The organism is Pseudomonas sp. PHC1, assembly GCF_046487845.1.
GTDB classification, from domain to species: Bacteria; Pseudomonadota; Gammaproteobacteria; order Pseudomonadales; family Pseudomonadaceae; genus Aquipseudomonas; species Aquipseudomonas sputi.
Genome location: NZ_JBJXHJ010000027.1, coordinates 1 through 26,823, shown reverse-complemented (window position 1 = coordinate 26,823; position 26,823 = coordinate 1). Strand labels below are relative to the sequence as shown.

Below are 26,823 nucleotides of genomic sequence, written 5' to 3'. Positions count from 1 at the left end.
ATTGGCCGCATAAGCGGTCTGCCTGATGCAAAGAGGACAGCGGCAAGCAACCCGGCCGCTGTTCATCACAAGAATAAAAAAGATCCGAGGTGTTGCATGTCCGAGCTGTCCAAAGCGCGCATCCCCGACGCACCCGCCATTCAGCGTTTGCCCCTTTTGCAACTGATCCTGGTCGGTCTGCAACATGTTCTGCTGATGTACGGCGGCGCCATCGCGGTACCGCTGATCATCGGACAGGCCGCTGGCCTGAGTCGTGAAGAAATCGCCTTCCTGATCAACGCCGACCTGCTGGTCGCCGGCATCGCCACCATCGTGCAGTCCCTCGGCATCGGCCCGATGGGCATTCGCATGCCGGTGATGATGGGCGCCAGTTTTGCCGCCGTCGGCAGCATGGTCGCCATGGCGGGCATGCCCGGCATCGGTCTGCAGGGCATCTTCGGCGCAACCATCGCCGCCGGGTTCTTCGGCATGCTCATCGCGCCGTTCATGTCCAGGGTCGTACGCTTCTTCCCGCCGCTGGTGACCGGCACGGTCATCACCTCGATCGGTCTGTCACTGTTTCCGGTGGCCGTGAATTGGGCCGGTGGCGGTGCTGGCGCCGCTCAATTCGGTTCACCGATTTATCTGGCCATCGCTGCACTGGTGCTGGCCACCATTCTGTTGATCCACCGCTTCATGCGCGGTTTCTGGGTCAACATTTCCGTGCTGATCGGCATGTGCCTGGGCTACGTGCTCTGTGGCGCCATCGGCATGGTCGACCTGAGCGGCATGGCCAATGCGCCGTGGGTTCAGTTCGTCACCCCGCTGCACTTCGGCATGCCGAAGTTCGAACTGGCACCGATCCTGTCGATGTGCCTGGTGGTGGTGATCATCTTTGTCGAGTCCACCGGGATGTTCCTCGCGCTGGGCAAGATCACCGGTCAGGAAGTCTGCCCGCGCATGCTGCGTCGCGGCTTGCTGTGTGATGCCGGCGCGTCGTTCTTCGCCGGATTCTTCAACACCTTCACCCACTCCTCCTTCGCCCAGAACATCGGCCTGGTACAGATGACCGGCGTGCGCTGCCGCTCGGTAACCATCGTCGCCGGCGGCCTGCTGATCGTCCTGAGCCTGCTGCCGAAAGCAGCGTTCCTGGTGGCGTCGATTCCACCGGCGGTGCTGGGTGGCGCGGCGATAGCGATGTTCGGCATGGTGGCGGCTACCGGCATCAAAATCCTGCAGGAAGCCGATATCGGCGACCGTCGCAACCAATTGCTGGTGGCGGTGAGCATCGGCATGGGCCTGATTCCGGTGGTGCGTCCGGAGTTCTTCGCCCACCTGCCGTTGTGGATGAGCCCGATCACCCACAGCGGGATCGCCATGGCCACCCTCAGCGCGCTGACGCTGAACCTGTTGTTCAACATCCTCGGTGGCGCCGAACGCGCCGCGATCAACGACTGCCAGGCACACCCGCACTGATCCGAAGAGTAAAAAAGGGGCTCGCCAACGCCAGCCCCCTCGCGACAGCTTTGCCTCAAACAATAAAAACAAGAGGGAGCAACAGATGATCCGGACTCAAACCAACGTGTTGTTGAGCGGCGGCCTGCTGGCCGCCTCGCAAGCCATGGCCGGCGATTTACTGCTGTGGCAGACCAACAGCCTGAGCTACCTGTACGGCAAGAACTTTGCGATCAACCCGTCGATCCAGCAGACGGTGACGTTCGAGCATGCCGACAAGTGGAAGTACGGCGACAACTTCCTGTTCGTCGACAAGATCTTCTACAACGGCCAGGAAGACCGCAACAAAGGCCCCCACGCCTTTTACGGCGAATTCAGCCCGCGCCTGTCGTTCGGCAAGATCTTCGACAAGAAGCTGGAATTCGGCCCGATCAAGGACGTGCTGCTGGCCATGACTTACGAATACGGTGAAGGCGACAGCGAGGCCTACCTGATCGGCCCCGGCTTCGACCTCAAGGTGCCGGGCTTCAACTATTTCACCCTGAACTTCTACCGCCGCCAGACCGAAGGCCCGCGCCCCGGCGATGGCGTCTGGCAGATCACACCGGGCTGGTCCTACAGCATTCCCGTGGGCAACTCCGACCTGCTGATCGACGGCTACCTCGACTGGGTGGTTGACAACGATCAGAACTCACGCGGCACCTATCACGCCAACCTGCACATCAACCCGCAGATCAAATACGACCTGGGCAAAGCCCTCGGATGGGGTGAAAAGCAGGTGTACGTCGGCACCGAATACAGCTACTGGAAAAACAAATACGGCATCGAAAACACCCACAGTTTCGACACCAACCAGAACACCGCCAGCCTGCTGGTGAAGGTGCACTTCTAAGATGGCCCGCAACCGTGCCCCCTACCTGTCGTCGGTGCCCTGTTGCGGGGCACTTGAGGCCTGGCCGTTGAGTCAGTATTCTCCGCGGCCTCCTGAATTCGGTCTAAAAAAAAGCCCGAATTTAATTTCTGACCAAAAAGCCAACTTATCCCGGCCGCGGTCAGTACCGAGGCATCCCGAAAACACGCTCAATCGACTGTTTTTCAGCAGCCGACGGGCGTTTTTTTGCTTTTCGAAAAGCCTTGGCTCAGCTCTTGCTAACAGCATGAAAGCTGACCGGATGGATGATTCTTGCTGCAACGAAAAAAGGCGCCACACCAGAGCGCCGACTCAAAAAAATAAACGTGGAACACCTACTTTGGGAGCAACCGAATGAAACGTATGTGCACCAGCCTGATGCTTGCGGGATCGCTGCTGGCAGGGGGTCAGGCCATGGCCGACGGCCTGCTGCAATGGCAGAACAACAGCCTGACCTACCTCTATGGCAAGGACTTCCAGGTCAACCCGCGCATTCAGCAGACCGTCACCTTCGAGCACGCCGATGCCTGGAAGTACGGCGACAACTTCGTGTTCGTCGACAAGATCTTCTACAACGGCAAGGATGACGGCGGCGTCGGCTCGAACACCTACTACGGCGAAATCAGCCCGCGTCTGTCGTTCGGCAAGATCTTCGATCAGAAACTGGCTTTCGGTCCGGTGACCGACGTACTGCTGGCCATGACCTACGAATTCGGTGAAGGCGATACCGAGTCGTACCTGATCGGTCCAGGCTTTGACCTGGCAATCCCGGGCTTCGACTACTTCCAGCTGAACTTCTACCAGCGCCACACCGAAGGCTCCCGTGCCGGTGACAACGTCTGGCAGATCACCCCGGTCTGGTCCTACACGATTCCGGTCGGCGACTCGAACATCCTGATCGACGGTTTCATGGACTGGGTGGTCGACAACGACTCCAACTCCAAAGGCGACTACCACGCCAACCTGCACTTCAACCCACAGGTCAAATACGACCTGGGCAAGGCGCTGAACATTGGCGAGAAGCAGCTGTATGTGGGTGTCGAGTACGACTACTGGTCGGACAAGTACGGGATCAAGGACAGCCAGTACTTCAAGACCGATCAAAGCACCACGAGCTTCCTGGTGAAGTTCCACTTCTGATCCTGGTGTCAGTGGCGTCTGAAAGGACGCCTTCGCCAGCAAGCCCGCTCCCACACTGGTTTTGTGTCGTTCACAAAACCAGTGTGGGAGCGGGCTTGCTGGCGAAAGGCGGCACCACAAATCTCAAGCGGGAGCCACCGCCTCGCCAATCCCGAGGAACCGGCACAGCTCATCCCGCTTGGCCAAGGCATCGCGCCGGCCCAGATCGATCAATTCGCTGCAATACCCCGCCTCGAACAGCAAGTAACTCAACACCCCTGCCCCGCTCGTCTTGGTCGCTCCCGGCCCACGCAGAAACAGACGCAACGCCGCCGGCAATTCCTGACGATGCCGCGCCGCGATTTCATCGATCGGCTGACTCGGCGAAATCACCAGCACGTCCACCGGCGCCACACCCAACGCCCGGGTCGGCGTGCCTTCGGGCATCAGACGGCTGAACTGGTTGAGACGCTGAAGCAACTCGATGTCGCTTTCCAGGCTATCAATGAAGGTGCTGTTGAGCATGTGCCCGCCGATCTGCGCCAGCGTCGGCTGCTGCCCGGTATAGGCGCGCGCCAGCGGTTGCGCCGGATCGAAACCGCGCGGATTGCCACTGACACCCACCACCAGCACCCGGCTCGCGCCCAGGTGCAGCGCCGGGCTGATCGGTGCCGATTGCCGCACCGCGCCATCGCCGAAATATTCATCGCCGATCTTCACTGGCGCAAACAACAGCGGGATCGCCGAACTGGCCAGCAAGTGTTCCACCGACAACTGCGTCGGCACACCGATGCGCCGATGACGCAGCCAGGAATCGATGGTCCCGCCGCCCTGGTAGAAGGTCACCGCCTGCCCCGACTCATAACCGAACGCCGTCACCGCCACTGCGTGCAGTTGCTTGCGCGCGATGGACTCGGCGATACCGGGCATGTGCAGTTTTTCGTTGAGAAGATGATGCAGCGGCGAACTGTCGAGCAGCGCCACCGGCAGTTGGCGGCCCATGCCCAACAGGCTGTGACTGACGAAACGGCTGGCCTGGCGAATCACCCCCGGCCAGTCGCTGCGCAATACGCGATGGCTGCGAAAGCCTTGCCAGAACAGCGTCAGGCGCTCGATGGCCGCGCGAAAATCGGTCGCACCGCTGGCCAGACTGACCGCGTTGATCGCCCCGGCCGAGGTGCCGACGATCACCGGAAACGGATTGTCCGCCCCCAGCGGCAGCAATTCGGCAATCGCCGCCAGCACCCCCACCTGATACGCCGCCCGAGCCCCGCCGCCGGAAAGAATCAAACCTGTGACCGGTTCAGCTGGGCTCATCGCAACGCTCCGTGGTGCTCATGGGAATGGGTCAATCAACCGCGTTTGGCGTACAGCTTCGGCTCGCCTGGCGGACGGCTCTTGAAGCGTCGGTGTGCCCACAGGTATTGCTCGGGGCACTCACGCAACACGCCTTCGACCCACTGATTGATGCGGATGCAATCTTCTTCCTCGGTCTCGCCCGGGAAACCTTCCAGCGGCGGATGAATCACCAGACGATAACCGCTGCCGTCGGCCAGACGTTGCTGGGTGAACGGCACCACCAGCGCCTTGCCCAGCCGGGCGAACTTGCTGGTGGCGGTGACCGTTGCGGCCTGAATGCCGAACAGCGGCACAAAGATGCTTTGCTTGGCGCCGTAGTCCTGATCCGGCGCGTACCAGATCGCCCGGCCCGCGCGCAGCAACTTGAGCATGCCGCGCACGTCGTCACGTTCCACGGCCAGCGAATCGAGGTTGTGCCGCTCGCGGCCCTGACGCTGGACGAAGTCGAACAGCGGGTTCTTGTGTTCGCGGTACATGCCGTCGATGGTGTGTTGCTGGCCGAGCAGCGCCGCGCCGATTTCCAGGGTGGTGAAATGCACCGCCATCAGAATCACGCCCTTGCCTTCGCGCTGGGCCTTCTGCAAATGCTCAAGACCTTCTACGTGAGCCAGTTTCGCCAGACGCTGACGCGACCACCACCAGCTCATGGCCATTTCAAAGAAGGCAATGCCGGTGGAGGCGAAGTTTTCCTTGAGCAGACGCTTGCGTTCAGCGGCGGACTTTTCCGGGAAACACAGTTCCAGATTGCGCTTGGCGATGCGCCGTCGGTCGCCGGCGAAGCGATACATCAGGGCACCAAGAAAACGACCGATGGCCAGCAAGGCCGGATACGGCAGCTGCACGATCAGCCACAACAGCCCGAGGCCGCACCAGAGCGGCCAGAAGCGTGGGGCAAGAAATGCTTTTCGAAAACGCGGGCGATCCATTAAAGCTTCCGTAAATACAGTGGCCGCGCATTCTACATCGTTCGACCCGGCTTGCGGCCTGCGGGCGTTCTCGTTATAAGTCTCGGCACTTTTAGTGACAAGCCGTTGTATGCCGACATGAGCCAAACCGAACCGAAAGACCAAGATCCCGTGTTCCAGCTGAAGGGCAGCATGCTCGCCGTTACGGTGCTGGAGCTGTCCCGCAACGACCTGGACAGCCTCGATCGGCAATTGGCCGCCAAAGTCGCCCAGGCACCGAATTTCTTCAGCAACGCGCCGCTGGTTCTGGCGCTGGACAAACTGCCGCCAAGTGAAGGCGCTGTTGACCTGCCGGGCCTGATGCGCGTGTGCCGTCAGCACGGCCTGCGCACCCTGGCAATCCGCGCCAGCCGCATCGAAGACATCGCCGCTGCCATCGCCATCGACATCCCGGTGCTGCCGCCCTCCGGCGCCCGCGAGCGACCGCTGGAAAGCGCTGAACCCGTCGCACCGAAAAAACCGGAAAAGCCGCCGGAGCCGACCGTCAAAGCGACCCGCGTCATCACCACGCCAGTACGTGGTGGCCAACAGATATATGCGCAGGGTGGCGATCTGGTCGTGGTTTCCTCGGTCAGTCCGGGGGCGGAACTTCTCGCCGATGGCAACATCCATGTATACGGCCCGATGCGCGGTCGTGCGCTGGCCGGGGTCAAGGGCGACACCAAGGCGCGGATTTTCTGTCAGCAATTGAGCGCTGAACTGATCTCCATCGCAGGCCATTACAAGGTTTCCGAAGACCTGCGTCGCGATCCGATGTGGGGTTCGGGCGTACAGGTCAGCCTGTCGGGCGACGTGTTGAACATCATTCGGCTTTAACGGATACTGCCGCATTTTCCAAGCATCTCTAAAACGTAGCGAAAACGGCTCAAACGAAGTAGGAAAAAGGCCAAAAGCCGAATTCCAGCCAAGGCTGTCCGACTGCAGTAGTTTTCTAGAGATGTTTTTCAGGGGCTGAACAGTCCTTCTTCCTTAGGGGTGAAACACCTTGGCCAAGATTCTCGTGGTTACATCCGGCAAGGGTGGTGTGGGTAAGACCACCACCAGCGCCGCTATCGGTACCGGCCTCGCTCTGCGCGGCCACAAAACAGTCATCGTCGACTTCGACGTGGGCTTGCGTAACCTCGACCTGATCATGGGTTGCGAGCGCCGCGTGGTGTATGACTTCGTCAACGTCGTGAACGGCGAAGCCAACCTGCAACAGGCCCTGATCAAAGACAAGCGCCTGGAAAACCTTTACGTGCTGGCCGCCAGCCAGACCCGCGACAAAGACGCGCTGACCCAGGAAGGCGTGGAAAAAGTCCTGATGGAGCTCAAGGAACAATTCGAGTTCGTCGTCTGCGACTCCCCGGCGGGCATCGAAAAAGGCGCGCACCTGGCCATGTACTTCGCTGACGAAGCGATCGTCGTGACCAACCCTGAAGTGTCTTCGGTACGTGACTCCGACCGCATGCTCGGCCTGCTGGCCAGCAAGTCCCGTCGCGCCGAACGCGGCGAAGAGCCGATCCAGGAGCACCTGCTGATCACCCGCTACCACCCGGAGCGCGTCGAAAAAGGCGAAATGCTCGGCGTCGAAGACGTCAAGGAAATCCTCGCCGTGCGCCTGCTGGGCGTCATTCCGGAATCCCAGGCCGTGCTCAAGGCCTCCAACCAGGGCGTACCTGTGATCCTCGATGATCAGAGCGACGCCGGCCAGGCCTACAGCGATACCGTTGATCGCCTGCTGGGCAAGGAAAAAGAACACCGGTTCCTGAATGTCGAGAAGAAGGGATTCTTCGAGCGTCTGTTTGGAGGTAGGTAATGAACCTTTTTGACTTCTTTCGTGCCAATAAAAAGCCAAGTACCGCCTCGGTCGCGAAAGAGCGTCTACAGATCATCGTGGCGCATGAACGCGGCCAGCGCAGCACACCTGACTACCTGCCATCCTTGCAGAAGGAACTGGTGGAAGTGATCCGCAAGTACGTCAACATCGGCAACGACGACGTGCACGTGGCACTGGAGAGCCAGGGCAGCTGCTCGATTCTGGAACTCAACATCACCCTGCCAGACCGCTGAGTCGATCCGGCAGGAACGACGGCGGCTCAGGGCCCTTCCGACACCGGAAGGGCCCTGAGCCGCCGTTGGCATTTGTTACGAGGCTGTTTTAATGCCGTTGTCCAACGTCCAAATCATTCATCAGGACGCCGCCGTTCTGGTGGTGAACAAACCGACCCTGTTGCTCTCCGTCCCCGGCCGGGCCGATGACAACAAGGACTGCCTGATCACCCGCCTGCAGGAAAACGGCTTCCCGGAAGCGCGTATCGTCCATCGCCTGGACTGGGAAACCTCGGGGATCATTCTGCTGGCCCGTGACGCCGACACCCACCGCGAACTGTCGCGCCAGTTTCACGATCGTGAAACAGAGAAAGCCTACACTGCGCTCTGCTGGGGTCAGCCGGAACTGGACAGCGGCAGCATCGACCTGCCCCTGCGCTACGACCCGCCGACCAAACCGCGCCACGTGGTCGATCATGAACATGGCAAACACGCGCTGACGTTCTGGCGCGTGCTGGAACGTTGCGGCGACTGGTGCCGTGTCGAACTCACCCCGATCACTGGCCGTTCGCACCAGTTGCGGGTGCACATGCTGTCAATCGGTCATCCGCTGCTCGGTGACGGACTCTATGCCCACGAGCAAGCCCTGGCTGCCTGGCCGCGTCTGTGCCTGCACGCGAGCATGCTCAGTTTCACCCACCCGCAGTCCGGCGAACGCTTGCGTTTCGAATGCCCGGCACCGTTTTAAGCACTGTCGGACCGACAGCTGCCCGATTTATAGGATTTTGTTCCGGATGAGTTGTACCGATTCCCTGGCAACACCCGTCAAGAAGACACGTCATCAATTGCTCTACCTGATTTACGGCAATCAGGATGTCTACCGGCGCGAAGCCAAGTTCAGCATCCTGACCGCCCTGTCCCAGGCCAAAAACGGCAAACGCCCGGCGATCAGGATTCTCACTGACCGGCCGCAGGATTACGAAGGCTGGCCAGTCGACACCGTGTTGCTCGATGAAGCGACCCTGACTCGCTGGCAGGGACACAACGGCTATCACCATCGGCGCAAGGCCTGCGCGATCGCCGCCGGCCTGCAACTGGCCGAGAAAACCCTGTTCGTCGACACCGACACGCTGTTCACCAGCCACCCGAACAGCCTGTTCAAATACATCGATGCAAAACAGTCGGTGATGGATCGCTTCGAATACGACTGGAAAGACGTCTTCGAACGGCCGGACTATCTGAAGCTCGCTCGCGACCTCAGAGCCCATGGCGTTTGCCCACAGAACGGTTTCAAGCTCTACAACAGCGGCCTGTGTGGCGTCACCGACCGCGATTTGGCGCTGTTCGAGGAATCGATCCGCCTGATCGATGAGTGGACGGCCGGCGGATTCGAGATTCATACCATCGAGCAGATCGCCCTGTCTTACGCAATGCGCGAACGGCCGGTGGTGGAAGCGCGCAAACACGTCTACCACTACTTCGCGGAAAAACGCTTCTTCCATGCGATGCAGGCGTTTTTCTTCGCTCAGCACGGCGAGAAATTCAGCCAGCGGCTGGTAGACCTGTGCACTGACGTGCCCCGGGTCAAACCGTTCCCGTCCGCCTGGCAGCGCCTGAAGATCAAGTGGAAATTGCGCAACCAGAGCGGCACCCTGCGCAAGGTCGGCCGGGACCTGTTGTACGGCAGCGCCGCGCCGGATCACCCCTACTACAGCGCCTGTCGTCATGAGTGGTGGGAATGCGCCTCACGGGAAATCCTGCGCTGGGACGAAAGCCGGCAGAAAAAGCTTCTGGAACACGATCGTTGGCCAAAGCAGCTGCCTCGTCCCGACAAGCCTGAAGACGAAAAAGTGATCATGAACTACCTGAAAAAACGCGTGGCCGCCGCTCGTTGACGCGAGCGGCACATGTCATGTCCCAAGCATCAGGCCGATGCGTTAAACTCCCGCCCATTGCTGTCTGGAGCTTCTTATGCGCGAAGAGTTGAACCAAGGCCTGATCGACTTCCTCAAGGCCTCCCCTACCCCGTTCCACGCCACCGCCAGCCTTGTTCAACGCCTGGAGGCCGCCGGTTATGTGCGCCTCGACGAACGCGAAACCTGGCACACCGAAGCCAATGGTCGTTACTACGTGACCCGTAACGACTCCTCGATTGTCGCGATCAAGATGGGCCGCAACTCGCCGCTGCACGACGGCATCCGCCTGGTCGGCGCCCACACCGACAGCCCGTGCCTGCGGGTCAAGCCACAACCTGAATTACAGCGCCAGGGCTTCTGGCAGCTCGGCGTCGAAGTCTATGGCGGCGCACTGCTGGCGCCATGGTTCGACCGCGACCTGTCGCTGGCCGGCCGCGTCACCTTCCGCCGTGACGGTAAGGTCGAGAGCCAGTTGATCGACTTCAAGGCCCCGATCGCGATCATTCCCAACCTCGCGATCCACCTCAATCGTGAAGCAAACCAAGGCTGGGCGATCAATGCCCAGACCGAACTGCCGCCGATTCTCGCGCAGTTCGCCGGTGACGAGCGCGTGGACTTTCGCGCGGTGCTGACCGATCAACTGGCCCGCGAACACGGCCTCAACGCCGACGTGGTGCTGGATTACGAGCTGAGCTTCTACGACACCCAGAGCGCTGCGGTCATCGGTCTGCATGGCGACTTCATCGCCGGTGCGCGCCTGGACAACCTGCTGTCGTGCTACGCCGGCCTGCAGGCCCTGCTGACCGCCGACACCGAAGAAACCTGCGTGCTGGTGTGCAATGACCACGAAGAAGTCGGCTCCTGCTCGGCCTGCGGCGCCGACGGCCCGATGCTGGAACAGACCCTGCGGCGTCTGCTGCCGGAAGGTGACGAGTTCGTACGCACCATCCAGAAATCCCTGCTGGTCTCGGCCGACAACGCCCACGGCGTGCACCCGAACTACGCCGAGAAGCACGACGCCAACCACGGCCCGAAACTCAACGCCGGCCCGGTGATCAAGGTCAACAGCAACCAGCGCTACGCCACCAACAGCGAAACCGCCGGCTTCTTCCGTCATCTGTGCATGGCCGAAGAAGTGCCGGTGCAGAGCTTCGTGGTGCGCAGCGACATGGGCTGCGGTTCGACCATCGGCCCGATCACTGCCAGCCATCTGGGCGTGCGCACCGTCGACATCGGCCTGCCGACGTTCGCCATGCACTCGATCCGCGAACTGTGCGGCAGCCACGACCTGGCTCACCTGGTCAAAGTGCTGAGCGCGTTCTACGCCAGTCGCGAATTGCCGTAGGACACCGCCAGGATCGCAGCGTTGAGCTGCGATCCTCGGGCCTGTAGAACCGCCTCATTTCTGATACACATCAGCACCGTCCAGCGAAAACCCACCTAGACTTAAAACATTCTCTTCGACAAGGCTGTCGCCATGATCTCGATGTCTGCGTTCCACTCCATGCTCATTCCCATCCTGAGTGGAATGATTCTGCTGGCCATCGGCTTCAACTTCCGTGACAAGAATGCCGGCGTGTTCGCCATGTGGATCGGCATGCTGATGATCCTGGCCACCGTGGTCTACAAGATCCTCGCCAAACTCAACGAATAAATCCGCGCCCGGCTCGCATTGAATCCGGCGGGCTCGTACACTCGCCCGATCCGCCCCTTGCGAGGTTGACCGCCTAGTGTTTGCTCGTCTTTTTGCCCTGCCCTGTCTTCTTCTCGTCTGCCTGATGACATTGATGTCGCCGGCACCTGCCGATGCCGCCGGCCTGCCGGGAATGCTCACGGGCGCCGGCAAGGCTCAGCCTGAAGCTCAGGAACCGCTCGGACAATCACTGGACGAAGTCATCAAGTCCCTGGAAAACGACAAGCAACGCGCCCAGTTGCTGACCGACCTGAAAAAACTGCGCGACGCCACGAAAAAAGCCCAGGCCACCCCGGAAGAAGGCGTGCTGGGACTGATCGGCGGCACCCTCTCCACCTTCGAAAAACAGTTCACCGGCGCCGACAGCCCACTCCATCGCTGGTCTGCCGAATTCGACATGGCCAAGGACGAGCTCAAAGGCCTGATGTTGCCGGCCAGCGAATGGCTGCCGATCATCTTCGCCTTCGCCGTGATCCTCGCCGTCTGGAGCCTGCTTGCCGCCGCGCTGATCTGGCTGGGTCATCGGGTACGCATGCGCTTCGGTCTGACTGAAGAACTGCCGCAACATCCCCGAGCCCTCGACATGCTGCGCTTTGCCCTGCGCAAGCTCGGGCCGTGGATGATCGCCCTGGTCATCACGGTGTACATGAGTTACGCGCTGCCCTCATCGCTGGGCAAAAGCCTGGCCATGGTGCTGGCCTACGCGCTGGTGGTCGGCACCTGCTTCTCGGCCATCTGCGTGATCGCCTTTTCCGTACTCGACGGCCCGCACCGCCACCGGGCGCTGTATATCCTGCGTCACCAGGCCTTCCGCCCGCTGTGGCTGATCGGCAGCTTCGCTGCATTCGGAGAAGCCTTGAACGATCCGCGCCTGGTGGCCGGCCTCGGCGTACATCTGGCCCACACCGCCGCCACCGTCGCCAATGTCCTCGCGGCGCTGTCGACCGGCCTGTTCATCCTGCGCTTCCGCCGGCCCATCGCCCACCTGATCCGCAACCAGCCACTGTCGCGCCGCCTGACCCGTCGCGCCCTCAGCGACACCATCGAAATCCTCGGCACCTTCTGGTACGTCCCGGCGCTGGTGCTGGTGGGCATTTCGCTGTTCGCCACCTTCGTCTCCGCCGGCGACACCAGCACCGCCCTGCGCCAGTCGCTGATCTGCACCGTGCTGCTGGTGTTGTGCATGGTCATCAACGGCCTCGTCCGCCGCCACGCCCTCAAACCCCAACGCGGGCCGAAGCGCCACGCGCTGTATTCCGAGCGCCTGAAAAGCTTCTTCTACACCCTTGCCCATTTGCTGGTGTGGCTGGCGTTCATCGAACTCGGCCTGCGGGTCTGGGGCATGTCGCTGGTCGGCTTCACCGAAGGCGAAGGCCACGATGTCAGCGTCAAACTGTTCAGTCTGATCGGCACGCTGATCTTCGCCTGGCTGATCTGGATCCTCAGCGACACCGCCGTGCACCACGCCCTCACCCGCTCACGCAAAGGCCTGGCCAACGCCCGCGCACAAACCATGATGCCGCTGATCCGCAACGTGCTGTTCGTGGCGATCTTCATCATCGCCCTGATCGTCGCCCTGGCGAACATGGGCATGAACGTCACGCCGTTGCTGGCCGGTGCCGGCGTGATCGGTCTGGCGATCGGCTTCGGCGCCCAGTCACTGGTGGCCGACCTGATCACCGGCCTGTTCATCATCATCGAAGACTCCCTGGCCATCGACGACTACGTCGACGTCGGCGGCCACCTCGGCACCGTCGAAGGCCTGACCATCCGCACCGTACGCCTGCGGGACATCGACGGTATCGTCCACACCATCCCGTTCAGCGAAATCAAAAGCATCAAAAACTACTCCCGCGAATTCGGCTACGCGATCTTCCGCGTGGCCGTGCCGTTCAACATGAGCATCGACGAAGCCATCAAACTGATGCGCGACGTCGGCCAGAAAATGCGCACCGACCCGCTGCAACGGCGCAATATCTGGTCACCCCTGGAATTTCAGGGCGTGGAAAGCTTTGAATCCGGCAACGCGATATTGCGCGCCAGGTTCAAGACCGCACCGATCAAACAATGGGAAGTTTCACGAGCGTTCAACCTGTCGCTGAAACGGCATCTGGATGAGGCCGGCCTGGACTTGGCGACGCCAAGGATGAATGTGCAAGTAATAACCGCAGGCGGTGGCGGCCAAACTCAGGAATAGCCCAGCCTCACCACTCACCACTCACCACTCACCACTCAAAACGATGAGCGTTAGCTCGAGTACCGCTTTTGACGTGCCGGCCCCATCGGAAGGCTGAGTGGAGGGATTTATCCGGGGGTGGGAGCGCAGCGACCGTGCGGCGAAGCCGCATGCATCGAGAGGAGGTGCAGCGAAGCAAACCGTAGGCGATGCCCCCGGATGAATCCCGGAACGAAGGAACACCGAGCCTCAGCGAGGTGCCGAACGCCGGGGCCAAGCGTTTTGCTTACTTTTGGGCGTCTGCAAAAGTGAGTCGCTGTAAAAGCGAAACCGCCAGCCGCAACACCCGAAGCAACGGATATTCACCCAAAACAACCCAAAACCTGGTCGGCCCAGCGGCCGCCAAGGTCAAACAACGTCAAACAACATCAACACCGACGTGAATCGCATCATGCCGCCAAAACTCCAGATCACAATCAATCAACCGCCCAAACTGATCATAATTAACCCGAGCAATCCTCAACCCCGGACTCCCCACCGACACCCGTAAAGCCGCCGCCGCATCGACCGACAAAGACGTCGGCACAATCTCGAACCGCACCCGCCCATAGTGCAAATCGTAATGCCGCGCATACAGCTCGGTAATTGACTGATTCAAATCAAACTCCAGAATCCCCGGGAAGTACTGCGGATTCAGATAATGCTCCACATACAACACCAGCCGCCCATCGATCCGCCGCGACCGGCAAATCTGAATCACGCTCGACAGCGCCGGCAACTGCAACCACGCACAGACCGCCGCTGAAGCCGGCTGCAACCGCGCCGAAATCACCTCGGTCGACGGCACCCGCCCCTGCGCGCTGACCATCGCGTGAAAGTGACTGCGCTGCATCAGGTTGTAGGCCAGACGCGGCGGCGACACGAACCAGCCCCGACGCTCCTCGCGATAAATCTGCCCCTGCGCCTCCAACTGCAACAAGGCTTCCCGTACCGTAATCCGCGTCGTGCCGAACAGCTCACTGAGCTTGCGCTCGGCCGGCAGCTTGCTCCCCGCCGCCAGCAACCCATGGTCGAGTTGCTCCTGGAGGATCTGGCCAATGGCTGTCACCGCTTTTGTTGCCTCATCGCGCATCAACGTTACCTATCTGGACTAGACCAGCACTGTTTCGGGGCAAAACCGCACGGTTATTTCGCCGTTCGATCACGTTGCAAGCCTAGGCAGTGCAGATGACCGAGAGATGACAAAACTACCGAACGGTCGTCATGACAACTTGCAATACATCGGCCAAGTCCCTTGCCCACCGGGACTTGGCGGGTGGTCTACGCTTACCGGGCAGCCGTCGATACCGGAGGAATAAAACGCGGATCGGACATCTGCCGACATCAAAGTGTCATCCAGCCCCCCTACATTGGCTCAGGTATTGCTGACCTAGACCAACACAAACCGCAATCGCAGCGTTGAACACGACCAAGGAGCTTCGGAATGAAACAGCTTTTCCTGGCAACACTGTTAGGCTCGACCATTGCCATGTGCACCGCCGCCATGGCGGCTGACGATCTGAAAACCCTCGAAGCCGCTGCGAAAGCGGAAGGCGCCGTCAACAGCGTCGGCATGCCCGATGACTGGGCCAACTGGAAAGGCACTTGGGAAGACCTGGCCAAGAAATACGGCCTCAAACACATCGACACCGACATGAGCTCGGCCCAGGAAATCGCCAAGTTCGCCGCTGAAAAAGACAACGCCACCGCCGACATCGGCGACGTCGGTGCGGCGTTCGGCCCGATCGCGGTCAAGCAAGGCGTGGTGCAACCGTACAAGCCAAGCACCTGGGACCAGGTGCCGGACTGGGCCAAGGACAAGGACGGCAACTGGGCGCTGGCCTACACCGGCACCATCGCCTTCATCGTCAACAAGAAGCTGCTGCACGGCTCCGAAGTGCCGACCAAATGGGCTGACCTCAAGGGCGGTAAATACAAGGTCTCGATCGGTGATGTGAGCACTGCCGCACAAGCTGCCAACGGCGTACTCGCCGCAGCACTGGCCAACGGCGGCGACGAGAAAAACATCCAGCCGGCCCTGCTGCTGTTCGCAGACATCGCCAAGCAGGGGCGCCTGTCGATGGCCAACCCGACCATAGCCACCATGGAAAAAGGCGAGATCGAAGTCGGCGTGGTCTGGGACTTCAACGGTCTGAGCTACAAGGCCAAGATGGCCAACCCGGATGATTACGTGGTGCTGATCCCGTCCGACGGCTCGGTGATTTCCGGCTACACCACCATCATCAACAAATACGCGAAGAACCCGAACGCCGCCAAGCTGACCCGCGAATACATCTTCAGCGACGCCGGCCAGACCAACCTCGCCCGCGGCAACGCTCGCCCGATTCGCGCCGAGCACCTGCAACTGCCGGAAGACGTGAAAGCCAAACTGCTGCCGAACGAGCAGTACAAGAAAGTTACGCCGATCAAGGACGCCGATGCGTGGGAGAAAACCTCCAAGGCCCTGCCGCAGAAGTGGAACGAAGAAGTCATCGTCGAGATGAAGTAAGGCAGCAGCTCACCCTTTTGTGATCTGCTGAAGATCCAAATGTGGGAGCGGGCTTGCTCGCGAATGCGGTGGATCAGTCAAAAAATTATCGACTGACACTCCGCTTTCGCGAGCAAGCCCGCTCCCACAGGGGGATCCGGGTTGAACCTGAAATTTTCTGTTTCGCGGAGTTTTTGCCCCTATGAAGCACACTGTCATCCTTGTCGTGCTCGACGGCCTCAACTACGAGGTCGCGCGTCACGCCATGGGGCATCTGCAGGCTTACGTTGGCGCAGGACGCGCCGCGCTCTACCAGTTGGAGTGCGAGCTGCCGGCCCTGTCCCGACCGCTTTACGAATGCATCCTTACCGGCGTGCCACCGATCGACAGCGGCATCGTCCACAACAACGTCTCGCGCCTGTCCAACCAGCGCAGCATCTACCACTACGCCCGCGATGCCGGCCTGAAAACCGCTGCCGCGGCCTACCACTGGGTCAGCGAGCTCTACAACCGCTCGCCGTTCGTGGCGGCACGGGATCGGCATACCGATGACCCGACGCTAGCGATCCAGCACGGCCACTTCTACTGGAACGATCACTACCCGGATTCGCACCTGTTCGCCGACGCGGAAAACCTGCGTCTGCGTCATGCGCCGGACTTTCTGCTGATCCACCCGATGAACATCGACGACGCCGGGCACAAGCACGGCCTCGACACCCCGCAATACCGCAACAGCGCCCGCAGCGCCGACATCATCCTCGCCGACTACCTGCAAGGCTGGCTCGACGCCGGCTGCCAGGTGCTGGTGACCGCCGATCACGGCATGAACAACGACCGCTCGCATAACGGCCTGCTGCCGGAAGAACGCCAGGTGCCGCTGTTCGTGCTCGGTGACGCCTTCAGCCTGAACGCCGATGCCGCACCGAAGCAGACCGACATCTGCGGCACCGTGTGCGAACTGCTCGGCGTGCCCCACGACAAACCTGTGTGCCGGGAGTTGCTCAAGTGAACTCAATGACCCGCGGCAAATGGCTGGCGGCCCTGTGCCTGGTGCCTTTCGCGCTGTTCTTTATCGTGTTCGAAATCGCCCCGCTGATCTGGGTGATGATCAACAGCCTGCAATCGGAAGAGTTCGGTTGGGGTTTCGCCAACTTCAGCAAGATCTTCAATTCGAAGTTCTATCTCCAGGCGATCCAGTACAGCCTCGAAATCAGTTTCTGGTCGAGTGTGTTCGGGATCATCATCGCGGTGCTGGGTGCGTATTCTCTGCGCCGGGTCGATTCGAAACTGCGCAACTTCGTCAACGCCTTCGCCAACATGACCAGCAACTTCGCCGGCGTGCCCCTGGCGTTTGCGTTCATCATCCTGCTCGGCTTCAACGGCAGCATCACCATCATGCTGAAGCAGGCCGGGATCATCGAGGACTTCAACCTGTACTCGAAAACCGGGCTGATCATCCTCTATACCTACTTCCAGATTCCCCTCGGCGTCTTGCTCCTGTACCCCGCGTTCGACGCCCTGCGTGAAGACTGGCGCGAATCCGCCGCATTGCTCGGCGCTGACGGCTGGCAGTTCTGGCGCCACATCGGCCTGCCGGTACTGACTCCGGCCCTGCTCGGTACCTTCGTGATCCTGCTGGCCAACGCCCTCGGCGCCTACGCCACGGTCTACGCGCTGACCACCGGCAACTTCAACGTGCTGCCGATCCGGATTGCGGCGATGGTGTCCGGCGACATTTCCCTCGATCCGAACCTGGCCAGCGCCCTGGCCGTGGTGCTGGTGGCGCTGATGACCCTGGTGACCGTCGTGCATCAACTGCTGCTGAAGAGGAGCTACCATGTCTCGCGCTGAATCCGGCCCGGCCGGCGTCTACCACCGCGTCGTGGTCTATCTGTTGTTCGCCATCCTCCTGCTGCCGCTGGTGGGCACGCTGATCTACTCGATCGCCAGCAGTTGGTCGGCCACCATCCTGCCCAGCGGTTTCACCTTCAAGTGGTACCTCCAGTTGTGGAGCGACCCACGCTTTCTGCACGCCTTCGGCCAGTCGCTGCTGGTGTGCGTCGGGGCGCTGATCCTGTCGGTGGTGCTGATTCTGCCGCTGCTGTTCGTGGTGCATTACCACTTCCCGAAACTCGATGCGCTGATGAACATCCTGATCCTGCTGCCCTTCGCGGTGCCGCCGGTGGTGTCGTCGGTGGGGCTGTTGCAGCTCTACGGTTCCGGGCCGTTTGCGATGGTCGGCACGCCATGGATTCTGATCGGTTGCTACTTCACCGTGGCACTGCCATTCATGTACCGGGCGATCACCAACAACCTGCAAGCGATCAACCTGCGCGACCTGATGGACGCCGCCCAACTGCTCGGCGCCAGCACCTTTCAGGCGGCCTTCCTGGTGGTACTGCCAAACCTGCGCAAGGGCCTGATGATCGCGTTGCTGCTGTCGTTCTCGTTCCTGTTCGGTGAGTTCGTGTTCGCCAACATCCTGGTCGGCACCCGCTACGAAACCCTGCAGGTCTACCTCAACAACATGCGCAACAGCAGCGGCCACTTCACCAGTGCGCTGGTGATTTCCTACTTCTTTTTCGTGCTGGTCCTGACCTGGGTCGCCAACATCTTGAACAAGGACAAAAGCGAATGAGCTATGTCAGCGTCCAACACCTGCAAAAAAACTACGCCGGCACCACGGTGTTCAGCGACATCAATTGCGAAATCCAGAAGGGTGAATTCGTCACCCTGCTCGGCCCGTCCGGTTGCGGCAAATCCACCCTGCTGCGTTGCATCGCCGGCCTGACGCCGGTGGATGGTGGCAAGATTCTGCTCGATGGCGTCGACATCGTTCCGCTCACCCCGCAGAAACGCGGAATCGGCATGGTGTTCCAGAGCTACGCACTGTTCCCCAACATGACCGTCGAGCAGAACGTCGCCTTCGGTTTGCGCATGCAGAAGGTCAACGCCGACGACAGCCACAAGCGGGTTGCCGAAGTGTTGAAGCTGGTTGAACTCAACGATTTCGCCAGTCGCTATCCGCATCAGCTGTCCGGCGGTCAATGCCAGCGTGTCGCCCTTGCCCGCTCGCTGGTGACCCGTCCGCGCCTGTTGTTGCTGGATGAGCCGCTGTCGGCCCTCGATGCGCGGATTCGCAAACACTTGCGGGAACAGATCCGGCAGATCCAGCGCGAGCTCGGCCTGACCACGATTTTCGTCACACACGATCAGGAAGAAGCCCTGACCATGTCTGACCGGATTTTCCTGATGAATCAGGGAAAGATCGTACAAAGCGGCGATGCCGAAACCCTCTACACCGCACCGGTCGACGTGTTCGCCGCCGGCTTCATCGGCAACTACAACCTGCTGGATGCCGAGAGCGCGTCGAAGCTGTTGCAGCGGCCGATCAACCATCGCATCGCGATTCGCCCGGAAGCCATCGAACTGAGCCTTAGCGGCGAACCCGATGCGCAAATCCGCAGCCACAGCCTGCTGGGCAACGTGATTCGCTACCGCGTCGAAGCCCGGGGCGTGGAATTGGTCGTGGATGTACTCAACCGCTCGGCGGCGGATCTGCATCCCGACGGCCAGCGCCTGTCACTTTCCATCGATCCCACCGCCCTGTGTGAGGTAGCCTGATGACTTCGCTGACACCCAAGAGGGAACTGAACTGATGGCCCTGGCAATTTTTGATCTGGACGACACCCTGATCCACGGCGACTGCGCCACCCTCTGGAGCGAGCAGATGGGGCGCCTGGGCTGGGTCGATCCCGAGTCGTTCATGCGCCGGAACAACGAGCTGATGGACGCCTACAGCCATGGCAAGTTGCGCATGGAAGACTACATGGACTTCAGCCTCGAACCGCTGATCGGCCGTACCCCAGAAGAAGTCGAACATCTGGTCGGGCCGTGGGTGGAAGACTTTATCGAGCCGATCATCTTCAGCGACGCGACCAAAACCATCGCCGCCCACCGCAAGGCCGGCGACCGGATCCTGGTGATCTCGGCCTCGGGCACGCACCTGGTCAAACCGATTGCGGATCGACTGGGCATCGACGAGGTGCTGGGAATCGAACTGGAAGTGGCGCACGGTGTATACAGTGGCCACACCGTGGGCACCCTGACCTACCGCGAAGGCAAGATCACCCGCCTGCTGGAATGGCTGGACGCCGAAGAGGAAAACCTTGAGGGCGCGAGTTTCTATTCCGACTCACGCAATGATCTGCCGCTGCTGTTGAAGGTCGACTACCCGCACGTGGTCAATCCGGATCCGGTGCTGCTGGCAGAGGCCGAGAAATCCGGCTGGCCGATCCACCTCTGGAAATAAGCGATGGTCTTGTGGGAGCAAGCCTGCTCCCACAAACGTCGATGATCAGCTCAGGCTTTCGTCGATCACCAGCACCAGCTTCCCGGCCACCGTGTTGCTCGCCAGCTCCGCAAACGCCGCCTCGGCATCCTTGATCGGGAACGCCTTGGCCAGTTGCGGCTTCAGGCGCCCTTCGGAAAACAGCGGCCACATGTGCTGGCTCAGATCGCTGAACAGGTCGGCCTTGAACTGATCGTCACGGCTGCGCAGGGTCGAACCCAGCAGTTGCACCCGCTTGGCCAGCACCTGGGCCAGATCCAGTGTTGCCTCACGGCCGCCCATCAGACCGATCAGCACCCAGCGTCCGTCCTGCGCCATCAGCTTGAGGTTCAACGCCGAATAGTTGCCGCCCACCGGATCCAGGATCACATCGAACGGCCCGAAATCCCGCAGGCTCTCCAGGTCGTCGGTGCGCACCACCCCGCCCTGGGCGCCCAGCGATTCGCAATAGGCCAGCCGTTCAGCCGAGCCGACGCTGACCCAGCACGGATTGCCGAAAGCCTTGCACAGTTGAATGGCGGCCGAGCCAATGCCGCTGGCCCCGGCGTGCAGAAGAACTTTCTCACCCGGTTTGAGCGCAGCGAGTTGAAACACATTCAGCCAGACGGTCGCGTAAACCTCGGGCAAGGCAGCGGCCTCGATCAGCGATACGCCTTCCGGAACCGGCAGCACATGCCGTCCGTCGACGACCACCTCTTGTGCCATCCCGCCCCCGGCCAGCAAGGCGCAGACCCTGTCGCCGACCTGCCAGGAAGAACCCGCACCGACCTCGCTGATCACCCCGGAACACTCAAGACCCAGTACCTGGCTGGCACCCGGAGGGGGTGGATAAAGTCCGGCTTTCTGTAATAAATCCGCGCGATTGAGTCCCGCTGCCGCCACCCGGATGCGAACTTGTCCTACATCACATGTAGGACTTGGTTCATCAACCCATGCCACTTGACCTTCAACGCCTTGCAATGCCTTCACAGTGCCTCCATAGTGAGTCTGGACTGAGCCCGAAGCTGTAGCGCCGGGCTTTTTGCATTATGCGACCGGCCCTGGGGTCTGAACGAACGCTGAACAGCAGTTATCGTACAGAGCGTAGAGGTACCGGCGACTTCAAAGACGGCCTAATATGCGTTATCAATTGTCCCTGCGTCGAATCAGCATGAAGCATCTGCTCCCCAGCACCGCCCTCGCTCTTTTCATCGGTATCGGCCTGTTGCCGGTGTCGGGCACCACATTCGCAGCCAACAGCTGGGACAAGTTGCAGCCTGATCGCGACGAAGTGATCGCCAGTCTGAACGTCGTCGAGTTGCTCAAGCGTCACCACTACAGCAAGCCGCCGCTCGACGATGCGCGCTCGGTGATCATCTACGAAAGCTACATCAAGCTGCTCGACCCGTCCCGCAGCTACTTCATGGCCAGCGACATCGCCGAATTCGACAAGTGGAAGACCCAGTTCGACGACTTCCTCAAGAGCGGCGACCTCAACGCCGGGTTCACCATCTACAAGCGCTATCTGGACCGCGTGAAGGCGCGTCTGGACTTCGCCCTTGCCGAGCTGAACAAAGGCGTCGACAAGATGGACTTCACCACCAGGGAAACCTTGCTGATCGATCGCAAGGACGCACCGTGGCTCAAGTCCACCGCCGAACTCGATGACCTGTGGCGCAAACGCGTCAAGGACGAAGTGCTGCGGCAGAAGATCGCCGGCAAAGATCCGAAGCAGATCCAGGAAACCCTGACCAAGCGCTACAAGAATCAACTGGCGCGTCTGGACCAGACCCGCGCCGAAGACATCTTCCAGGCGTACATCAACACCTTCGCCATGTCTTACGATCCGCACACCAACTATCTGTCTCCGGATAACGCGGAGAACTTCGACATCAACATGAGCCTGTCCCTCGAGGGCATCGGTGCCGTGTTGCAGAGCGATAACGACCAGGTGAAAGTCGTGCGTCTGGTGCCGGCAGGCCCGGCCGACAAGACCAAGCAGGTTGCTCCGGCCGACAAGATCATCGGCGTTGCCCAGGGCAACAAAGAGATGGTCGACGTGGTCGGCTGGCGTCTGGACGAAGTGGTCAAGCTGATCCGTGGCCCGAAGGGCACCGTGGTACGTCTGGAAGTCATCCCGGCCAGCAATGCGCCGAACGACCAGACCAGCAAGATCGTGCCAATCACCCGTGAAGCGGTGAAGCTCGAAGACCAGGCCGTGAAGAAGTCCGTGCTGAACCTGAAACAGGACGGCCGCGACTACAAGCTCGGCGTGATCGAGATTCCGGCGTTCTACCTCGACTTCAAGGCCTTCCGTGCCGGCGATCCGGACTACAAGAGCACCACTCGTGACGTCAAGAAGCTGCTGACCGAACTGCAGAAGGAGAAAGTCGACGGCGTGGTCATCGACCTGCGCAACAACGGCGGCGGTTCCCTGCAGGAAGCCACCGAGCTGACCAGCCTGTTCATCGACAAGGGCCCGACCGTGCTCGTGCGTAATGCCGACGGCCGGGTCGACGTCCTTGAAGATGAAAACCCGGGCGCGTTCTACAAAGGCCCGATGGCGCTGCTGGTCAACCGCCTGTCTGCCTCGGCTTCGGAGATCTTTGCCGGTGCCATGCAGGACTACCACCGTGCGCTGATCATCGGTGGCCAGACCTTCGGCAAAGGCACCGTGCAGACCATCCAGCCGCTGAACCATGGCGAACTGAAACTGACCCTGGCCAAGTTCTACCGGGTTTCCGGTCAGAGTACCCAGCATCAGGGCGTACTGCCGGACATCGATTACCCGTCGATCATCGACACCAAGGAAATCGGCGAGAGCGCACTGCCGGAAGCCATGCCGTGGGACACCATCCGCGCGGCGATCAAACCGGCGAGCGATCCGTTCAAGCCGTTCCTGGCCCAGCTCAAATCCGAGCATGACACCCGTTCCGCCAAGGACGCGGAGTTCGTGTTCATCCGCGACAAGCTGGCCCTGGCGCAGAAACTGCTGGAAGAGAAAACCGTCAGCCTCAATGAAGCCGAGCGCCGTGCCCAGCACGCCGACATCGACGCCAAGCAACTGGCGATGGAGAACATCCGTCGCAAGGCCAAAGGCGAAGAACCGCTCAAAGAACTGAAGAAAGAAGACGACGACGCCCTGGCAGCCGCCGAGCAGGACAAAGTCAAACCGGAAGACGACGCCTACCTGAGCGAGACCGGGCGCGTGCTGCTGGATTACCTGAAGCTGAGCAACCAGGTCGCAAAGAAGTAAGGTGATGGCAATTTAATGCTGACGATCCCCGGATCGTCATCAAACAGTCATCATTCTGTCGTGCAATAAAGGACTGGGAGCGGTTCTCTTCATCGAGAACGCTCCCAGTCCTTTTTTTATCGCCAGAGATTGCCATGACCACGACCGAACAGCTGAGTGCCTTGAGCTCGATCCTGACTCAAAGCGGTTTACACAGCCTGTTCCAGCCGATCATTTGCCTCTCCGAACGACGCATTCTCGGCTACGAAGCCCTGACCCGCGGCCCGTCCAACAGCCCGCTGCACTCCCCCATCGCCCTGTTCGCCGTGGCCCGCCAGGCCGGACGCTTGAGCGAACTGGAAATCGCCTGCCGCCAGAGTGCCTGTCGTCGTTTCAACGAACAGCAGTTGCCGGGCAAGCTGTTTCTCAACGTCTCTCCCGAATCCCTGCTCGAAGCGGCGCACCAGCCGGGGCGCACGCTGCAGCTGCTTCAGGATTTCGGCATTCCACCGAGTCAGGTAGTGATCGAACTCACCGAACAGACACCAATCGATGATTTCCAGTTGCTGCAAACTGCGCTGCATCACTATCGGGCAATGGGGTTTTCAATTGCCCTCGATGATCTTGGCGCCGGTTATTCGAGCCTGCGTCTATGGTCGGAATTGCGACCGGATTACGTGAAGATCGACCGGCACTTTATCGACGGCATTCACCAAGACGCATTGAAACGCGAGTTCGTCGGATCGATCCTGCAAATCGCCAAGGCCTCAAGGGCACAGGTGATTGCCGAAGGCATCGAACTGCCGGAAGAGTTGGCGGTGTTGACCGAAATGGGGGTGGATCTGGTACAGGGCTATCTGCTCGGACGCCCTCAAGAGCACCCGCCGCGCGATGCCCGGGCCTTGATGCCCAAACACGACAGCAGCGCCGTTGCGCTGAACGATGAAGGCAGCGACCTCAGCGCCCTGCTCAACGATCAACCGGCCGTGAATCGCGAAACGCCGACCGCCACCGTACTTGAGGCCTTTCGTCGCCAGGCCAATCTCAACTCGCTGGCGGTGCTCGACGAACAGGGCCAGCCCTGCGGCATCGTTCATCGTCACTCGTTGTCCGATGCGCTGCTCAAACCGTTTGCCACCGACCTGTTCGCCCGCAAACCGATCAGCCGCCTGATGAACGACGACTTCCTGGCCGTGGAAATGAGCCAGTCGCTGCAACAGGTCAGCCGCCTGATCACCAGCCGCGCCCGGCAACGCATCGAAGAAGATTTCATCATCACCCTCAACGGCAGCTACCTGGGTCTGGGCCGGGTGATTGATGTGCTCAAACTGATTACCGAGCTGAAAATCCAGCAGGCCCGCTATGCCAATCCGCTGACGTTGTTGCCGGGGAATGTGCCGATTCAGCAATGCCTGACGCGGTTGCTGCAACAGGGACGGGAGTCGGTCATTTGTTATGTCGACATCGACAGCTTCAAACCCTTTAACGATATCTATGGGTATGGGCGTGGGGATGAAGTGTTGCTGTGTCTGGCGCAATGCCTCAACGAACGCGTCGACCCGTCCCGCGACTTTGTCGGGCATATTGGGGGGGATGATTTTCTATTGGTGCTCGGCCCTGAGGATTGGCGCAAACGACTTAACCAATTGCTTGATGACTTCCAGAGCCAATGCCGACGCTTCTATCGCCCGGAACATCTGGAGGCTGGATGTTTTGTTGCGCCGAATCGCCAGGGTATACGTCAGGAATTTCCGTTGCTGTCACTGTCCATTGGCGTGGTGCATTTGCATCCTGAAGCGTGTGCGCAGTTGGATGCAAGTCAGTTGGCAGAGATGGCTTCGCAGGCGAAGCATCATGCGAAGAATGTTCCGGGGTATAGCGTGCATGTTATCGATAGTCTTTCCCTGTCTAGCCTCCATGAATCACAGTTAATCGAGCAACGCTAATTTCTTCAATTGCACGAAATAAATAGGCCAATCAAACTCACCATTGAGTTTGATCTTCAAGACTCGCCCGAAGCAAATCATCCCTCCACAACTTACTGACGATCTCATATATATGTTCAAAAAAACCACGAGAGTCTATTATTTCAGTTTCATCCCACGCGAGCACTCTCGGATCATCATAGTCGCTCTCAAACTCTCCAGAAAAATCAAAATCAGTATCCTGCAAATGATTTTCAAGGAGTTTATAAATTAAAAACCTATGGCGATAGGTTAAATAATCAAACTCCGGAACAATGAAACTCTTAATTATTTCTTGTTGATCCTCATACTTATTAGGATCATAAACCCACAACGCCTTACCAAGCGTCTCTTCCCGATCGTAAATCGATATCCCACTCAAAACATGAGAGAGTCGGGGTTCATATGGAAGTCTTGTAAATGGCAGCATCAACATAATCTTACCTATCGTGGAAAGCCAGTAAATGGTCGTTTAACATCTCGCTTATCAAATTTCACTTCCGCCCCATCCAAGCTATCTATATATCGAGGATTGCTTAGATCTCTTTCATTGGGCTTGTAACCACGGCCTGCTCCTGGCAGTTTCATCCTAACAATAGGGTTTTGATCAGCATCATATCCTGTCGGCTCAGGAATTTTTTTATGCATCCTAGATAAAGCAAAATGCAACGCCCGAAACTGCATCATCCAACTACTGAATTGAGAACTTGGCCCCACCATCCCTCTAACGCCTTTTTTTGTTGGATGCGATCCGTCTATAGACCTCTGCTTTAAAGCTGCATCATCAATTTCTGGCCCATGTTTTTCTACAGAGTGCATTCTGTATTGTCGGTTCCAAGCTAATACCTGACGCTTAGCTTCAGCTTCATTTTGTGGCCCATCTTTGCCAACGGCCGGAACGATAGGCAACCCTTGATTGACGTTAGGTCTGTTAGCCTGAGTTGGTACAGAGCACTTCTGGATCTTATTGTTTTTGGGTGGCGGACAATTGGACGTCAACCCCAACGGATCCACCCACCCCGTCGGATTCGGTACATAACGGTACTGATTCAGCCCACCCGCCAGCTTCACCGGATCCGGCGTCAGATACCGTCCCACGTCCGGGTCGTAATACCGGTGCCGGTTGTAATGCAGCCCGCTTTCGTCATCGAAGTACTGCCCCTG

At 59.8% G+C, this 26,823-nt stretch carries 25 protein-coding genes; 19 read left to right on the top strand and 6 right to left on the bottom strand.

Annotated features, from left to right (window positions below; genetic code table 11):
• Positions 1–96: 96 nt before the first annotated feature.
• The 3 genes from ACKJSM_RS25465 to ACKJSM_RS25455 all read left to right on the top strand — a co-directional run bounded on the left by ACKJSM_RS25465 (position 97) and on the right by ACKJSM_RS25455 (position 3,484).
• A complete protein-coding gene (locus ACKJSM_RS25465) occupies positions 97–1,455 on the top strand; it encodes a nucleobase:cation symporter-2 family protein (RefSeq protein WP_236182471.1) in 1,359 nt (452 codons plus the stop codon).
• 85 nt (positions 1,456–1,540) lie between these two features.
• Positions 1,541–2,326, top strand: a complete 786-nt coding sequence (locus tag ACKJSM_RS25460) for an outer membrane protein OmpK (protein ID WP_236182472.1) — start codon at positions 1,541–1,543, stop codon at positions 2,324–2,326.
• Positions 2,327–2,698: 372 nt separating this feature from the next.
• Positions 2,699–3,484, top strand: coding sequence for an outer membrane protein OmpK (locus tag ACKJSM_RS25455; protein WP_103387058.1), 786 nt, complete (start codon positions 2,699–2,701; stop codon positions 3,482–3,484).
• A gap of 123 nt (positions 3,485–3,607) precedes the next feature.
• On the opposite strand, the gene ACKJSM_RS25450 is transcribed toward ACKJSM_RS25455, so the two are convergent.
• Together ACKJSM_RS25450 and ACKJSM_RS25445 are read right to left on the bottom strand one after the other, a co-directional pair.
• Positions 3,608–4,780 (bottom strand): patatin-like phospholipase family protein, encoded by a 1,173-nt coding sequence (locus ACKJSM_RS25450; RefSeq protein ID WP_236182474.1) that lies wholly within the window; start codon positions 4,778–4,780, stop codon positions 3,608–3,610.
• 35 nt (positions 4,781–4,815) lie between these two features.
• A complete protein-coding gene (locus tag ACKJSM_RS25445; protein WP_236182475.1) occupies positions 4,816–5,748 on the bottom strand; it encodes a lipid A biosynthesis lauroyl acyltransferase in 933 nt (310 codons plus the stop codon).
• Positions 5,749–5,865: 117 nt separating this feature from the next.
• Here ACKJSM_RS25445 and minC point away from each other — a divergent pair, with 117 nt between their 5' ends.
• The 8 genes from minC to ACKJSM_RS25405 all read left to right on the top strand — a co-directional run bounded on the left by minC (position 5,866) and on the right by ACKJSM_RS25405 (position 13,624).
• The gene (minC, locus tag ACKJSM_RS25440) at positions 5,866–6,603 is read left to right on the top strand and encodes a septum site-determining protein MinC (protein ID WP_410239212.1); all 738 of its coding nucleotides are present in this window, start codon (positions 5,866–5,868) and stop codon (positions 6,601–6,603) included.
• A gap of 169 nt (positions 6,604–6,772) precedes the next feature.
• On the top strand, positions 6,773–7,585 hold the full coding sequence (gene minD / locus ACKJSM_RS25435; protein WP_064378705.1) for a septum site-determining protein MinD: 813 nt from the start codon (positions 6,773–6,775) through the stop codon (positions 7,583–7,585).
• Positions 7,585–7,839: a cell division topological specificity factor MinE gene (gene minE, locus ACKJSM_RS25430; protein WP_007960071.1), complete on the top strand. Its 255-nt coding sequence runs from the start codon at positions 7,585–7,587 to the stop codon at positions 7,837–7,839. Before minD ends, minE begins: the two co-directional genes overlap by 1 nt.
• Positions 7,840–7,930: 91 nt before the next feature.
• Positions 7,931–8,566: an RluA family pseudouridine synthase gene (locus tag ACKJSM_RS25425; RefSeq protein ID WP_410239211.1), complete on the top strand. Its 636-nt coding sequence runs from the start codon at positions 7,931–7,933 to the stop codon at positions 8,564–8,566.
• Positions 8,567–8,612: 46 nt separating this feature from the next.
• Positions 8,613–9,713, top strand: a complete 1,101-nt coding sequence (locus ACKJSM_RS25420) for a hypothetical protein (protein ID WP_410239210.1) — start codon at positions 8,613–8,615, stop codon at positions 9,711–9,713.
• A 76-nt stretch (positions 9,714–9,789) separates the two neighbouring features.
• Positions 9,790–11,079 (top strand): M18 family aminopeptidase, encoded by a 1,290-nt coding sequence (locus tag ACKJSM_RS25415; RefSeq protein ID WP_007960074.1) that lies wholly within the window; start codon positions 9,790–9,792, stop codon positions 11,077–11,079.
• A gap of 132 nt (positions 11,080–11,211) precedes the next feature.
• Positions 11,212–11,388 (top strand): hypothetical protein, encoded by a 177-nt coding sequence (locus ACKJSM_RS25410; RefSeq protein ID WP_169429504.1) that lies wholly within the window; start codon positions 11,212–11,214, stop codon positions 11,386–11,388.
• Between the two features lie 76 nt (positions 11,389–11,464).
• Positions 11,465–13,624 (top strand): mechanosensitive ion channel family protein, encoded by a 2,160-nt coding sequence (locus ACKJSM_RS25405; protein WP_410239209.1) that lies wholly within the window; start codon positions 11,465–11,467, stop codon positions 13,622–13,624.
• Positions 13,625–14,021: 397 nt separating this feature from the next.
• On the opposite strand, the gene ACKJSM_RS25400 is transcribed toward ACKJSM_RS25405, so the two are convergent.
• Positions 14,022–14,735 carry a UTRA domain-containing protein gene (locus ACKJSM_RS25400; protein WP_236182479.1) on the bottom strand — a complete coding sequence of 238 codons (714 nt, stop codon included), beginning with the start codon at positions 14,733–14,735 and terminating at the stop codon, positions 14,022–14,024.
• A gap of 351 nt (positions 14,736–15,086) precedes the next feature.
• Between ACKJSM_RS25400 and ACKJSM_RS25395 the strand changes: the two genes are divergently transcribed.
• The 6 genes from ACKJSM_RS25395 to ACKJSM_RS25370 all read left to right on the top strand — a co-directional run bounded on the left by ACKJSM_RS25395 (position 15,087) and on the right by ACKJSM_RS25370 (position 20,442).
• Complete coding sequence (locus tag ACKJSM_RS25395; protein ID WP_410239208.1) at positions 15,087–16,151, top strand: ABC transporter substrate-binding protein; 1,065 nt, start codon at positions 15,087–15,089, stop codon at positions 16,149–16,151.
• A 181-nt stretch (positions 16,152–16,332) separates the two neighbouring features.
• Complete coding sequence (locus tag ACKJSM_RS25390; protein ID WP_410239207.1) at positions 16,333–17,139, top strand: alkaline phosphatase family protein; 807 nt, start codon at positions 16,333–16,335, stop codon at positions 17,137–17,139.
• Positions 17,140–17,144: 5 nt separating this feature from the next.
• A complete protein-coding gene (locus ACKJSM_RS25385; protein ID WP_197869673.1) occupies positions 17,145–17,981 on the top strand; it encodes an ABC transporter permease in 837 nt (278 codons plus the stop codon).
• Positions 17,968–18,768, top strand: a complete 801-nt coding sequence (locus ACKJSM_RS25380) for an ABC transporter permease (RefSeq protein ID WP_236182482.1) — start codon at positions 17,968–17,970, stop codon at positions 18,766–18,768. The genes ACKJSM_RS25385 and ACKJSM_RS25380 overlap by 14 nt, the downstream gene beginning before the upstream one ends.
• Complete coding sequence (locus ACKJSM_RS25375) at positions 18,765–19,754, top strand: ABC transporter ATP-binding protein (RefSeq protein WP_011333173.1); 990 nt, start codon at positions 18,765–18,767, stop codon at positions 19,752–19,754. Before ACKJSM_RS25380 ends, ACKJSM_RS25375 begins: the two co-directional genes overlap by 4 nt.
• A 34-nt stretch (positions 19,755–19,788) precedes the next feature.
• Positions 19,789–20,442, top strand: a complete 654-nt coding sequence (locus tag ACKJSM_RS25370; protein WP_236182483.1) for an HAD family hydrolase — start codon at positions 19,789–19,791, stop codon at positions 20,440–20,442.
• 45 nt (positions 20,443–20,487) lie between these two features.
• Here ACKJSM_RS25370 and ACKJSM_RS25365 read toward each other — a convergent pair whose 3' ends face one another.
• Positions 20,488–21,450, bottom strand: a complete 963-nt coding sequence (locus ACKJSM_RS25365) for a zinc-binding dehydrogenase (protein WP_410239206.1) — start codon at positions 21,448–21,450, stop codon at positions 20,488–20,490.
• A gap of 181 nt (positions 21,451–21,631) precedes the next feature.
• Here ACKJSM_RS25365 and ACKJSM_RS25360 point away from each other — a divergent pair, with 181 nt between their 5' ends.
• Positions 21,632–23,716: a carboxy terminal-processing peptidase gene (locus ACKJSM_RS25360; protein WP_236182485.1), complete on the top strand. Its 2,085-nt coding sequence runs from the start codon at positions 21,632–21,634 to the stop codon at positions 23,714–23,716.
• 134 nt (positions 23,717–23,850) lie between these two features.
• Entirely contained in the window at positions 23,851–25,641 is a 1,791-nt protein-coding gene (locus ACKJSM_RS25355; protein ID WP_410239205.1) for a bifunctional diguanylate cyclase/phosphodiesterase, read from the top strand.
• Between the two features lie 37 nt (positions 25,642–25,678).
• On the opposite strand, the gene ACKJSM_RS25350 is transcribed toward ACKJSM_RS25355, so the two are convergent.
• The gene (locus ACKJSM_RS25350) at positions 25,679–26,095 is read right to left on the bottom strand and encodes a hypothetical protein (protein WP_410239204.1); all 417 of its coding nucleotides are present in this window, start codon (positions 26,093–26,095) and stop codon (positions 25,679–25,681) included.
• A gap of 8 nt (positions 26,096–26,103) precedes the next feature.
• Positions 26,104–26,823: RHS repeat-associated core domain-containing protein (locus ACKJSM_RS25345; RefSeq protein ID WP_410239203.1), on the bottom strand; the 720-nt coding region annotated here is incomplete at its 5' end.

Excerpts from the sequence above, each read along its gene's own strand:
- ACKJSM_RS25465 (WP_236182471.1), top strand. The coding sequence starts at position 97 with ATGTCCGAGCTGTCCAAAGCGCGCATCCCCGACGCACCCGCCATTCAG.
- ACKJSM_RS25460 (WP_236182472.1), top strand. The coding sequence starts at position 1,541 with ATGATCCGGACTCAAACCAACGTGTTGTTGAGCGGCGGCCTGCTGGCC.
- ACKJSM_RS25455 (WP_103387058.1), top strand. The coding sequence starts at position 2,699 with ATGAAACGTATGTGCACCAGCCTGATGCTTGCGGGATCGCTGCTGGCA.
- ACKJSM_RS25450 (WP_236182474.1), bottom strand. The coding sequence starts at position 4,780 with ATGAGCCCAGCTGAACCGGTCACAGGTTTGATTCTTTCCGGCGGCGGG.
- ACKJSM_RS25445 (WP_236182475.1), bottom strand. The coding sequence starts at position 5,748 with ATGGATCGCCCGCGTTTTCGAAAAGCATTTCTTGCCCCACGCTTCTGG.
- minC (WP_410239212.1), top strand. The coding sequence starts at position 5,866 with ATGAGCCAAACCGAACCGAAAGACCAAGATCCCGTGTTCCAGCTGAAG.
- minE (WP_007960071.1), top strand. The coding sequence starts at position 7,585 with ATGAACCTTTTTGACTTCTTTCGTGCCAATAAAAAGCCAAGTACCGCC.
- ACKJSM_RS25425 (WP_410239211.1), top strand. The coding sequence starts at position 7,931 with ATGCCGTTGTCCAACGTCCAAATCATTCATCAGGACGCCGCCGTTCTG.
- ACKJSM_RS25420 (WP_410239210.1), top strand. The coding sequence starts at position 8,613 with ATGAGTTGTACCGATTCCCTGGCAACACCCGTCAAGAAGACACGTCAT.
- ACKJSM_RS25415 (WP_007960074.1), top strand. The coding sequence starts at position 9,790 with ATGCGCGAAGAGTTGAACCAAGGCCTGATCGACTTCCTCAAGGCCTCC.
- ACKJSM_RS25410 (WP_169429504.1), top strand. The coding sequence starts at position 11,212 with ATGATCTCGATGTCTGCGTTCCACTCCATGCTCATTCCCATCCTGAGT.
- ACKJSM_RS25400 (WP_236182479.1), bottom strand. The coding sequence starts at position 14,735 with ATGCGCGATGAGGCAACAAAAGCGGTGACAGCCATTGGCCAGATCCTC.
- ACKJSM_RS25395 (WP_410239208.1), top strand. The coding sequence starts at position 15,087 with ATGAAACAGCTTTTCCTGGCAACACTGTTAGGCTCGACCATTGCCATG.
- ACKJSM_RS25390 (WP_410239207.1), top strand. The coding sequence starts at position 16,333 with ATGAAGCACACTGTCATCCTTGTCGTGCTCGACGGCCTCAACTACGAG.
- ACKJSM_RS25385 (WP_197869673.1), top strand. The coding sequence starts at position 17,145 with ATGACCCGCGGCAAATGGCTGGCGGCCCTGTGCCTGGTGCCTTTCGCG.
- ACKJSM_RS25380 (WP_236182482.1), top strand. The coding sequence starts at position 17,968 with ATGTCTCGCGCTGAATCCGGCCCGGCCGGCGTCTACCACCGCGTCGTG.
- ACKJSM_RS25375 (WP_011333173.1), top strand. The coding sequence starts at position 18,765 with ATGAGCTATGTCAGCGTCCAACACCTGCAAAAAAACTACGCCGGCACC.
- ACKJSM_RS25370 (WP_236182483.1), top strand. The coding sequence starts at position 19,789 with ATGGCCCTGGCAATTTTTGATCTGGACGACACCCTGATCCACGGCGAC.
- ACKJSM_RS25360 (WP_236182485.1), top strand. The coding sequence starts at position 21,632 with ATGAAGCATCTGCTCCCCAGCACCGCCCTCGCTCTTTTCATCGGTATC.
- ACKJSM_RS25355 (WP_410239205.1), top strand. The coding sequence starts at position 23,851 with ATGACCACGACCGAACAGCTGAGTGCCTTGAGCTCGATCCTGACTCAA.
- ACKJSM_RS25350 (WP_410239204.1), bottom strand. The coding sequence starts at position 26,095 with ATGTTGATGCTGCCATTTACAAGACTTCCATATGAACCCCGACTCTCT.